General features: G+C 35.2%; 8 protein-coding genes. 5 read left to right on the top strand and 3 right to left on the bottom strand.

Annotated features, from left to right (window positions below; translation table 11 throughout):
• From BKM63_RS15900 to BKM63_RS15910, 3 genes are all read right to left on the bottom strand, one after another.
• Positions 1-3,117, bottom strand: a complete 3,117-nt coding sequence (locus BKM63_RS15900) for an efflux RND transporter permease subunit (RefSeq protein WP_083572253.1) — start codon at positions 3,115-3,117, stop codon at positions 1-3.
• Between the two features lie 28 nt (positions 3,118-3,145).
• Positions 3,146-4,252, bottom strand: a complete 1,107-nt coding sequence (locus BKM63_RS15905) for an efflux RND transporter periplasmic adaptor subunit (protein ID WP_071637562.1) — start codon at positions 4,250-4,252, stop codon at positions 3,146-3,148.
• Positions 4,253-4,685: 433 nt separating this feature from the next.
• Positions 4,686-5,045 carry a hypothetical protein gene (locus BKM63_RS15910; protein WP_071637563.1) on the bottom strand — a complete coding sequence of 120 codons (360 nt, stop codon included), beginning with the start codon at positions 5,043-5,045 and terminating at the stop codon, positions 4,686-4,688.
• A gap of 344 nt (positions 5,046-5,389) precedes the next feature.
• On the opposite strand from BKM63_RS15910, the gene BKM63_RS15915 reads away from it, so the two are divergent.
• The 5 genes from BKM63_RS15915 to BKM63_RS15935 all read left to right on the top strand — a co-directional run.
• Positions 5,390-6,820, top strand: coding sequence for a hypothetical protein (locus BKM63_RS15915; protein WP_071637564.1), 1,431 nt, complete (start codon positions 5,390-5,392; stop codon positions 6,818-6,820).
• 5 nt (positions 6,821-6,825) lie between these two features.
• Positions 6,826-7,413 (top strand): hypothetical protein, encoded by a 588-nt coding sequence (locus BKM63_RS15920; RefSeq protein ID WP_071637565.1) that lies wholly within the window; start codon positions 6,826-6,828, stop codon positions 7,411-7,413.
• 61 nt (positions 7,414-7,474) lie between these two features.
• On the top strand, positions 7,475-8,062 hold the full coding sequence (locus tag BKM63_RS15925) for a hypothetical protein (RefSeq protein WP_071637566.1): 588 nt from the start codon (positions 7,475-7,477) through the stop codon (positions 8,060-8,062).
• 113 nt (positions 8,063-8,175) lie between these two features.
• Complete coding sequence (locus BKM63_RS15930; RefSeq protein WP_083572254.1) at positions 8,176-8,766, top strand: Crp/Fnr family transcriptional regulator; 591 nt, start codon at positions 8,176-8,178, stop codon at positions 8,764-8,766.
• Positions 8,767-8,840: 74 nt separating this feature from the next.
• Positions 8,841-9,529 (top strand): CPBP family intramembrane glutamic endopeptidase (locus BKM63_RS15935; protein ID WP_071637567.1); only part of this gene is annotated, 689 nt, incomplete at its 3' end.

Here is a 9,529-nt window from a genome sequence, read left to right on the forward strand (position 1 = left end):
TTAATTTTTATTCATTGCTTTTTCTAATTTGGCAAACAGGATGTAAAGCCCCGGAATGATTACCAGTCCGAAAATAGTTCCAATAAGCATTCCGCCCGCAGCTGTAGTACCAATTGAACGGTTTCCTACAGCACCAGCACCAGTTGCAATACACAACGGAATCAATCCTGAAATAAAAGCAAATGAGGTCATAAGGATAGGCCTGAAACGAAGTCTGGCGCCTTCAATAGCGGCTTCGGTAATGTCCCGTCCTAATTTGTTTTGAGCCATTGCAAACTCTACAATCAGGATGGCATTTTTGGCGAGCAGACCAATCAGCATGACGAGCGCCACCTGAGCATAAATATTGTTGTCTAAACCAACCATTAAGAGGGCCAGGTAAGAACCAAAAACTCCTACAGGCAGACTCAATAATACCGGAAATGGAAGCAGTAAACTTTCATACTGCGCAGCAAGCAGTAAATAGACAAACAAAATACATAACGCAAAAATGTAAATGGTTTGGTTTCCGGAGAGGATTTCCTCGCGCGTCATACCCGACCATTCGAGTTCAAAACGGCTTGGAAGTTTCTCGGCAGCGATTTTTTCTACGGCAGCAATGGCATCTCCGGAACTGTAACCTTCTGCAGGTTCCCCGTTTATCATCGCCGACATATACATATTGTATCGCGTTAAAACTTCTGGTCCGTAAACGCGTTCCAGTTTTATAAAAGTCGAAAACGGAACCATTTCGCCTGCGTCATTTTTCAAATACATATCCAGAATGCTTTCCGGATTTTTTCTAAACTGCGGACTTGCCTGAACCATTACTTTATACATTTGAGAAAATCGAATAAAGTTGGTTGCATAAAATGAACCTAACATAGTCTGTAAAGTAGCCATGGCATTGTCTACAGAAATTCCTTTTTTAGCTGCCAGATCATAATCAATATGAACTAAATACTGTGGGAAAGTAGCATCAAAACTGGTAAAAGAGTTTTGTATTTCAGGAGAAGCATTCAGTTCTTTAATAAAGTTCTTGGTTACTTCATCGGTATTATTAATAGTTCCGCCTGATTTATCTAGCAAACGAAGCTCAAAACCACTGGTATTACCAAATCCGGGAACGGTTGGCGGTGCAAAAATTTCGATTTGTGCATCAGCAATACCTCTTGTTTTTTCGGTTAGTTTGGCGATAAATTCATTTACAGAGATATCACGTTCCTTCCAATCCTTTAAATTGATCATTCCCATTCCGTACGAAGCTCCGGCGATTTCGGTAACAATGCTGTATCCGGCCAGTGTCGTTACATTGTCAACGCCATTAATTTCTTTGGCAAGACGCGTTACTTCATCTAATGCTTTTTCGGTACGTTCTACTGTTGCTCCCTGCGGTGTGGTCACGTTTACATACACCATTCCCTGATCTTCAGACGGAATAAACCCAGAAGGTAAAAACTTGCTTGTTCCCCATGTAAATAAGCAGAATAAAACCAATAAACCAACCGTAATCGATGTACGATCGGCAAATTTCACCAAGACTTTGATATATTTTGAAGTGACATTATCAAACCAATTATTGAATCTCGAGAAAAAACGATCCAATAAAGAGGTTTTCTTTTTATTTGGGTCATGTGCTTTCAGCATAATCGCACATAAAGCGGGAGTAAGTGTAAGCGCATTGATTCCGGAAATGACAATACTAATCGCCATCGTTAACGAGAACTGCCTGTAGAAAACCCCAACCGGACCACTCAGAAAAGCAACGGGAATAAATACGGCCGCCATAACAATGGTAATGGCAATTACGGCTCCGGTAATTTCTTTCATGGCGCTGATCGTGGCGGGCAGAGGTTCCATGTGTTCTTCAGAAATTTTTACGTGAACGGCCTCGACGACGACAATAGCGTTATCTACCACAATTCCGATAGAAAGAACCAAAGCGAAAAGCGTTAACAGGTTGATGGAGAATCCCATCATCGACATAAAAGTAAACGAACCAATTAAGGCCACGGGAACGGCCAATACCGGAATTAAAGTTGAACGCCAGTCCTGCAGGAAGATGAAAACCACAAATGCAACAAGGATAAAAGCTTCGATAAGAGTTTTTAAAACTTCATCGATAGAGGCATCAAGGAAACGAGAAACGTCATAGGCAATGTTGTAATCCATTCCCGGAGGAAAAGAAGTGCCTTTTAGTTCTGCCATTTTTTCTTTTACACTGGCAATAACTTCAGAAGCATTCGAACCCGGACGCTGTTTCAACATAATGGATGCCGAAGGTTTTCCGTCGGTTTTAGAAACCATTCCGTAACTCATCGAACCAAATTCAATGTTCGAAATATCTTTTAATCTTAAAATTGTTCCATCCGGATTGGCTCTCAGAGGAATTTCTTCATATTGTTTCGGTTCAAAGAATTTTCCTCCATATTTAATTACATATTGCAGCTGATTGTCCAGCTGTCCGGATCCTTCGCCCACTTTTCCGGGAGCGGCAGAAATATTTTGTTTTTGAAGAGAATTGATGACTTCATTTGCCGAAATATTATACGAAAGCATTTTTTGCGGATCCAGCCAGACACGCATCGAATATTCTTTCTGACCCATAATTTCAGCACGGCCCACACCATCAATACGTTTTAATTCCTGAAGAATATTAATATCAGTAAAGTTGAAGATAAACTGCTCGTCCTGAGTTTTATCGGTACTGGTAATATTCAGGTACATCAGCATACTGTTTACCTCTTTTTCTGTTGTAACTCCGGCACGAATTACTTCTTCTGGAAGTTCATCGAGTATGGTTGTGACACGGTTTTGCACGTTTACGGCCGCTAAATCAGGATCGGTTCCTACTTCAAAGAAAACCTGAATGAGCGTTAAACCGTCGTTAGAAGTTACCGTAGACATATACGTCATTCCGGGAACACCATTGATGGCACGTTCTAACGGAAGTGCGACGGCATTGGCAGAAACCTCGGCATTGGCTCCCGTATATTTTGCTGTAACCGTTACAGAAGGCGGTACAATATCCGGAAACTGGGTGATAGGAAGCTGAAACAAAGCCAGTAATCCTAAAAGTACTATCATAACCGAGATGATTAATGATAATATTTTTCTTTTGATAAACATTTCTATCATTGTGAAATCTTTTAAATATGTATACTAATTACAGGTTTACGTTTTGGGTTTCTTTAATGTTGATTTTATCGCCGTCGCGTAAAGACTGAATGCCTTCCTGAACAATTAAATCGTTGTTTTTTAAACCTTTGTTTAGAATGTATACATCATCGAGAGTGCTTCCAATGGTTATGTTGGTCATTTTTACAATGCCCTCTTTGCCCACCAGAAATACAAATTGCTTATCCTGAATAGAAAAAACTGCTTTTTGCGGAATGATAATCGCATCGGTTTTGGGTTCTGAAATAATCAGTTTCCCTGAAGTTCCGTGCTTGATAAATCCCTGCGGATTATGAAATTTTGCTTTGTACTGAATAGAACCAGTCTGCCTGTCGATTTCTCCATCGGCAGTTCTTAGTTCGCCTTTTTGTCCGTAAACCATTCCATTTGGTAATACGAGTTTGATATCTCCTTGTGTATTAAGGGTTTTGTCTTCCATCATCTGAAAATATGTATTTTCAGGAATGGAGAAATAGGCATAAACATCATCAAGCTGCGAAAGTGTTGTAAGCAGTGATCCGTTTTCGACCAGACTTCCTTCTTTAAACGGAATTCTGTCAATTGTACCGTCAAAAGGCGCTCTGATTGTGGTAAAATTAATCTGCTGATTGATGGCTTTTCTTTCCGCGGAAGCGTGAGCTACTTTGGCGGAAGCCGCATCATGTTTTGCCTTAGATAATTCCAATTCCTTATCGGCAATTACTTTTTTATTGAAAAGGGTTTGGGCTTGTTCCAGCTCAACGGTTGCAATTCTTAAGTCGGCCATACTGCTTTTGTAAACGGCTTCGGCTTTTAAGAGTTGTATTTGAAGCTCTACATCGCTTATTTTAAATAAAAGCTGGCCTTTTTTTACTTTTTGGCCTTCGCTTACATATACTTTATCTAAAAGTCCGGGAATACGAACATGGATTTCGACATTATTTTTGGCGTGTACATCGGCAACAAATCGGTTGGAAACGATAGTATCTTTTAAAGTTACCTTATACACGGGAAGTGTTTTTATTTTATCTGATTTTTTTTGGGTCTTATCTCCGCACGAGACTAAAACGAACAGCGATAAAACGACAATGAAAAATGAATTGTTTTTAATGTTCATGATTAATTTGGTATTATATAAATAAATAGATTCTCTCCCTTATAAGAGCTATAGGGAGTTTGTAATTGGGTTTAGAAAAAAATGTGAAGTGCCTCGAATACAATCTGTTCAGACCGTTTCGTGCAGGGTTGATATTTTTACAAAATAGAAATATTCTTCTTGTGTATGGTTAGGTACACAAACAGATACTGCGGCCGAAAAACCGCATTTTATAAAAATACCAGCGTTAACCCGATGTGTGTAATTACTAAAAAATCATTTAACACATAGAAACATAGGTTTAATGTGTATAAAAGAATATAAAAAGAAACAAGTTTCTAACACAAGTAGTCTTTGTGTGTTTAAATAACTGAAACGCCTTTTTTGAGAGTGTTAAATCTATGTTTCTATGAGTTAAAATAATTACGCCCAAGAGGTTGACGTTATTCTAGAACTAGAACAATTGATACAAATGAAGATAAGTATGACGCTGAATTTGGTATATGGAAGCTATACCATAAATTAAGCTTCTTTTGTAAAGCTTAAATTTTATTAAATTGCTGTAATAAGGAGGTCTTAAAGTACTGCTGTCTAAAGTTGTAGCACGGATTTTAAGTTTCTTTTTTACAACATATTGAATCTGGATTTCTTTGTTGTGAAGGTCAGTAGAGGAAAATTGAGGTATCTCCTCGGGAATATAAGCAGACTGGCTTTCAATAGATTCTGGTTCATAGTGATATTTATACGACTCCGTGCTTCTTATAAAGAAAAGCAGGAATAATAAAAGTATACAGGTGAACTTGGTATTTTTCATCGAGAAATTCGAGGATTACAATTTGTTTTTTTGTTTAGACGGGCTTATATATTGTGCGCCAAATATACTACTTTGAAAAGTAAGCAGGTCTTAATTTTTTTTTAAAATCTGAAAAAAAATAATGCAACAAAGTTTTTAGATTTTATTTATATAATAGTTACTCTATTCTATAAAATTTATAATTTCATATTATACACTAAAAGTTTAAGGATTATTGTTTTTTTGGTTGAAAATAGAGTAAAAAAATTCTATTAGTATTGTTAAAATTTAAAAATTGTAAGTTTTTTCTTTTTTTATTTTGATTTTTAAATGTATGTTCGCATTACGTATAATTTATAAACGCCATGAAAAAAATTACAATTACTAAAGTTTTTTTGTTTTTTAGTCTTATTTTAATAACGACGAATTGTGCAACAGAAGAAATTGGCAGCGAGGATGCAAAAGCATCTGCCAAAGCAAAAGATTGGTTTGATAATAATAAATCAAATTATTCTGAAACAGTTTTAAAGTTTGTAAACGAAATGCAGTGGGAAAACAGCATTGTTTCTAATGGAGAAATTGGAGAAGTTATCGAAGTGCCCTTTACTCTTACAGATAATTTGAGCACCACCAATAAAGAAGCCGATGTTTTTAATGACCATCATCGATTAATGTTTGTAAAAGATAAAAACGAAGAATTTAAACTTTTCTACGTTCAGATTTTTTCTAATGACAAAAATTATGATATATTAGATGCTCACTATAATTATTACAATATTAAAGATAATTTTGATGGTGAAATCTATGTTCAGGAATTGTCCACAAAAACAGGAAACAGACTTGAATTTAGAAATGGCAGCAGGAGAACATCTTCTTTAACAGCCAAAATGAGAGAACAGGCCTGTCTTTATTATGGATATTGGAATGGAGACGGAAGTTTTACACCTTTGTACGAAGTCGCTTGTTATGGCGGAGGTGGCGGTCCTTCAGAAGATGATCCAAGAGCTTATGGAGGCGGCGGTGGCGGTGGATCGAGTTCAGGTGGTAATGTGCCTAAAACGGTAAGCGAGATAATTGTGGAGCATATTAATGGAGACAAATTAGATGCATGCACTAAAGCGGTTTTAGAAAAACTTAAAAATTTAAACCAAAATGATATTAAAGCAATGATAGATCGTTTTAATTCTGGAGGAGCTGCTTTTAACCTTAATATGTCAACAGGGGCGGTAAGTAGATCTATTAATCTTGCAGAAACGACCAAGGTTTCAGGATCAAGTACGGATGTAAATATGGTTTTCAGCGACAATTATATTTATGGCAATGATAATATTAACCCGCCAACAGATTTATCTGTTGCGACTACTATGACACATGAGATTATCCATGCCTATATGATCAGCCAGTTGGAAGAGTATAAATCTGGCGGATGCGCAGGATTATGTGATTTTCCAACAGTATATGAGGCTTATATCCAGTACGAAATCACTAAAAATCCAAGAATGCTTCCTGAAACGCATCATGAATTAATTGCCGAAAATTATGTTAATGCAATAGCCTCGACAATAGAAGAATTTCATACAGGTCAGCCCGTTAGCTCGGGTTTTCCCAAACAGGTTTATCTCGATATGGCCTGGGGGGGATTACAGGATACATACATATTTAATAAAACTTATCCAGATGATCCCAATCATAAAAACTATAAAGATAGAGAGAGAATTATTGCAAGAATTAATGCAGAAAGATTAGGCTCTCAATATGGCGTAAATACTCCAATAGGAACACCTTGTAAAAAATAAATATCATGAAACACATAAAAAAAATAGTCTTAATAATTCCATTTTTCATTTTATCATGTGCAAGTGCTCAATATCTTGAAAGCTATGAGCCAATAAACGTATTTTTAGATACACAAAATCTTAATGGCCCCACAAAGTACATTCTACAAAGTGATAAGGAATCAAATAAACTGGCCTTAAGAATTTTTAATGGAGATGAAGGACCTGAACATATAGTAGATCCAAGAAATCCAATAGATTACACAGATGGCTTATTTGTAGAAAAGTATTGGAAAGAAATGTATCAAGAATATGCACATGATACTGTTAAAAGGTATTGGAAAAAGGAAGATTTTCCTAAATATAAATTTATCTTAGAAAAAGGAACAGGTTTAACATTAAAAGAGTCTTTTTTAAGAAAGTACATGAACAGTAGAATAGATGATGTTATAATTATGTCAGAACCAATGTATTACATGGATAAAAAGTATATTATGTTTTATTATGGAAAAATACATTTTGATAGCAGCGGAAAGTCTCAAGTTGTCATTATGAAAAAAGAAAACAACAAGTGGATCGTTGTTAAAATAGTTGGAGATTATGTTTATAATTAACTATTAAAAAGAGGCTTGTAAAGAAAAAAATACAGGCTTTTTTTATAATCTTATTTGTATAATGAAACGGTTAAAAAAAATAGTTTTAATAATTCCATTTTTCATTTTGTCATGTGCAAGTGCTCAATATCTTGAAAGCTATGAGCCAATAAACGTATTTTTAGATACACAAAATTTGGACAAGAATAAAGCATACATTTTGCAGAGTGATAAGGAATTAAATAAACAAGCTTTACGAATTTTTAATGGAGGACAAGGAGCTGAGCATATAATTGATTCAACAGATCCTACTGACCCTACAGATGGTTTGTTTATAGAGGAATATTGGAAAAAAATATATCAAGAATATGCAAATGATACTGTTAAAAGGTATTGGAAAAAAGAGGATTTTCCTGCTTATAATTTCATTCTCGAAAATGGAACAGGTTTAACTTTAAAAGAATCTTTTTTAAGAAAATATATAAACAGTAGGATAAATGAAATGATAATTCTATCTGAACCCATGTATTACATGAATAAAAGATATATTATGTTTTATTATGCAAAAGTATATTTTGATAGTAGCGGATCTTCACAAGTTATTATTATGAAAAAAGAAAATGGAAAATGGGTAGTTGTTCGAGAAATTGGAGATTACATCTATAATTAACGATTTAAATTTAAAAGCCTGTGAAGAAAAATTACGGGCTTTTTTAATATTCATATATTTCTTAAAATTAGTTTCGTAATTTGCTTTCCATAAAACCACCAATTTCCATAATTATGCCCCAAAATCCTTCCCCAGAAGATGTAAAAAAGATTTTTGATTCCTATTATGCTTCAGATACAAATATCTGGGATGCTTTTTCAGAAAAAATTGAAATAAGAACGTTCAAAAAGTCTGAAATTATAAAGGAATATGAGCATATAGAAAAATACCTTAATATTATCATTAAAGGTTCGGCGGGATTATTTGTGTGGGACGGGAGCCGGGATATTTGTATTAATCTGCTTTACGAAAGGTCTTTTATAAGCGATTATTTGTCTTTTCTAAATCAAAAACCTTCTGTTATTAAGGTTGAAGCTTTAGAGGACATTACTTTATGGTCGATTCATCATCTTGACCTTACGGAGCTTTACAGCCGGTCTGAAGCGGGGTTAAGAGTAGGAAAAGCAGTTTCGGAAATGCTGTATATACAAAAACAGCAGCAGCAGATTGATCTTTTAACCCTTACGCCTCAGGATCGTTATTTAAAACTTATAGAATTCAGACCCGAAATATTTCAACGCACTCCTTTAAAAGTAATTGCATCATATCTTGGACTAACTGCAGAAAGTTTGAGCCGTATTCGAAAAAGAATTACCGAAAAATGATTTCTTACCCAAAGTCAATTTTATTCTTATTTGCTATTTATAAGTTTGTCTCAACCTAATCAAATAGATAACTTATGAAAATTAAAATTAATTACGGGGCTATTGCAGTTTTTTATATCATTGCCATTGCCTGCAGATTTATAGCAGTTAAAACAAATTTATTTACCGGAATTGTACATGATTATGTATTTATTTTAATTCGTGGTGTTGGTCCGGCTTTGGGCGCATTTGCAGCGATAAAATTATTTTCTTTAAACAATCCGCTTTCCTTAAAAGGAATATATTCGAATATAATTTTGCCTTTTGTTGTTTTCTGGCTGCTTCCGGCACTTTCTATTACAACATTATACTATTTTATATATGGTAAGTTTCCAATCGTGTTTGCCTTTACAGTTTTAGTGTACGGACTTTTGGAGGAAATTGGCTGGAGAGGTTTTCTGCAGGAACAGTTAAAAGGACTCCCAACATTATATGCAACAGCAATTATTGCGGTTCTTTGGTTTTTATGGCATTTAAATATTGATTTAACCACTTCAAACATGATTTTCCTGGGGATTATTTTCTTCGGAAGCTGGGGAATCGGCAAGATATATTCTAAAACCAGTTCGCTTATTGCGGTTGCCGGCGTGCATTCGCTAAACAATTTCTTTGTAAAAGGCGTTCACGAAAAAGAATTGATGCTAATTTTGGCTCTTTTGGTAATATGGATAGGTTTTGTAATTATTTACGACCGAAAACATAAGGCTGAGCTGGCGTTAGAAAA

The organism is Flavobacterium johnsoniae (genome assembly GCF_001879205.1).
Classification (GTDB): domain Bacteria; phylum Bacteroidota; class Bacteroidia; order Flavobacteriales; family Flavobacteriaceae; genus Flavobacterium; species Flavobacterium johnsoniae_A.

Excerpts from the sequence above, each read along its gene's own strand:
- BKM63_RS15900 (WP_083572253.1), bottom strand. The coding sequence starts at position 3,117 with ATGATAGAAATGTTTATCAAAAGAAAAATATTATCATTAATCATCTCG.
- BKM63_RS15905 (WP_071637562.1), bottom strand. The coding sequence starts at position 4,252 with ATGAACATTAAAAACAATTCATTTTTCATTGTCGTTTTATCGCTGTTC.
- BKM63_RS15910 (WP_071637563.1), bottom strand. The coding sequence starts at position 5,045 with ATGAAAAATACCAAGTTCACCTGTATACTTTTATTATTCCTGCTTTTC.
- BKM63_RS15915 (WP_071637564.1), top strand. The coding sequence starts at position 5,390 with ATGAAAAAAATTACAATTACTAAAGTTTTTTTGTTTTTTAGTCTTATT.
- BKM63_RS15920 (WP_071637565.1), top strand. The coding sequence starts at position 6,826 with ATGAAACACATAAAAAAAATAGTCTTAATAATTCCATTTTTCATTTTA.
- BKM63_RS15925 (WP_071637566.1), top strand. The coding sequence starts at position 7,475 with ATGAAACGGTTAAAAAAAATAGTTTTAATAATTCCATTTTTCATTTTG.
- BKM63_RS15930 (WP_083572254.1), top strand. The coding sequence starts at position 8,176 with ATGCCCCAAAATCCTTCCCCAGAAGATGTAAAAAAGATTTTTGATTCC.